A 1,794-nucleotide genomic window follows, 5' to 3' on the forward strand; every position below is an offset into this window, starting at 1 on the left:
CAGGCGTCAACGCGAGCAGACCGCCGTTGGCGGGGTTGTAGACTTCGACCGCACCCTCGGTGGGAGCTGCGAACTGCCCGTCAATGAAATTGGTATAAACCTTCGGCTCGATTGCCGCCGAATTTTGCTGATTGGCCTGGGCGCCCTGCGTATTCAAGCTATTCCTCCCATGTTTTTATTATCGAACGTCAAGGCGCAAGTGGACTGACACCGACATGCGACATATGCATCGCGCGCAGGTGTGGTGCGAACGCCAAAGCCGACTCGATATCTGTCTGGCTATTTGCGGAAGTGCGGCCTTAAAGAGCCATCGTTATTCGTTCTCGCTCATGAAGCCGTAGCGGCTAATAGGAGATGTCTGCACCACCGCAACCACCATGCCATGTCGAAGCAGGAGAACGATTGAAGCGCATCGAAGCATTGGGTGCTTTGAAATTGTTCGATAATTTCGAAAAAGATGCGTTTGAGTGCAGCCTTGAGTAAGCGGCCTGCGATCTAACTTGCGACACTTGTCTCAAGCTCGAATGCGACATTTGTTGCAAAGTAAACCGCTGACATGCCGCTGGATAGTTTGAAGGAGCCTTTTCTTGTCGAATTTGTTGCCGCAATTCGATCCTTGGCGGTCTCTGCAAAGCCATGTGAGCCAGAGCATGGTGATGCCAAGCGTGACCATGGCGAGGTAGTTGGCGGCCCGTTTCTCGTAGCGGGTGGCGATGCGGCGATGCTGCTTGAGCCAGCCGCGTGAACCCGCGCCAAGCCCGCGACTTCGCACGGGCCATGGGGGTAATCGGAAAGACCGACCGCGTGGACGCGCGCATGCTCGCCGAGCTGGGTGCCCGGCTGCGACCGGCACCCACGCAGCCGGTAACGGCGGCGCGTCGCGTGCTCCAGGCCCAGGCGACGCGCCGCCGTCAGCTTGTCGAGATCCGCAAGCAGGAGGCCACGCGGCTCCAGCAGACTACAGACAAGCAGGCCCGTGCCGACATCACCAGCCTGATCGCTCTTCTCGACCGGCGCATCGCCAAGGTCGAGGCGCTGATGGCCGCCTTGGTCGACGCCGATCCCGAGACACAGGCCATCGGCCGCCGGCTCCAGACTGCGCCGGGCGTCGGCCCTATCGTCGCCGCGACACTGATTGCCGAGATGCCGGAACTCGGGCAACTCGACCGACGCCGCATCGCAGCCTTGGCCGGCTTGGCGCCGATCGCCCGTGACAGCGGCAAGCGCGTCGGCCCGCGTAACATCGGCGGAGGGCGGCCGGTCGTGCGAACGATCCTCTATCTCGCGGCGCTCCAGGCTTCGCGCCGCTCCGCCGTCTTCCGCACGTTCCGCGAGCGTCTGGCCTTGGCCGGCAAGCCGACCAAGGCGGCCCTGATCGCGACTGCGCGCAAGCTCCTCATCACGCTCAACGCCATGCTCGCCACCGGCACCGATTACGATCCCGCCACCGTTGCGTGATTACAGTTGCCGGGAAACCCGGCGCGGTTCAATCGACGATTGGCATCGCGACCTGCGTGGGCGATCGGGAGATCGTTCGCGCTTCAGCCGCGATGGAGGTGATCCGACCTGACCGATAGCCGATCGGCGATGTTGATCGGCCAACAGCGTTCGAATTCCTGCGCCCGGTAGAAGGCGATCGCATCGACAACTTTCGCCCGGCGCGGCCAATCTGGCGAATCGGGGTCAAGAGTCACAGACCCTCAGATAACGCAACGCCTTGGCTTGGTTTCGATTCTATGAACTGCACACGTCATCGTCCGTTTGCCAAGTCGCCGCGCGTCGGCAGGATCAATC

Annotated in this window: 1 protein-coding gene and 1 pseudogene; one reads left to right on the forward strand and one right to left on the reverse strand. The window is 61.7% G+C overall.

Features of this window, described 5'->3' with window-relative positions; genetic code table 11:
* Positions 1-637: 637 nt before the first annotated feature.
* Positions 638-733 (reverse strand): annotated as a pseudogene (locus E4V01_RS25265) (IS5/IS1182 family transposase); the annotation flags it as partial.
* Positions 734-741: 8 nt separating this feature from the next.
* Between E4V01_RS25265 and E4V01_RS25270 the strand changes: the two are divergent.
* The gene (locus E4V01_RS25270; RefSeq protein WP_144439945.1) at positions 742-1,458 is read left to right on the forward strand and encodes a transposase; all 717 of its coding nucleotides are present in this window, start codon (positions 742-744) and stop codon (positions 1,456-1,458) included.
* Positions 1,459-1,794 lie beyond the last annotated feature (336 nt).

The organism is Methylorubrum sp. Q1 (assembly GCF_004683995.1).
In the GTDB taxonomy this organism is placed as follows: domain Bacteria; phylum Pseudomonadota; class Alphaproteobacteria; order Rhizobiales; family Beijerinckiaceae; genus Methylobacterium.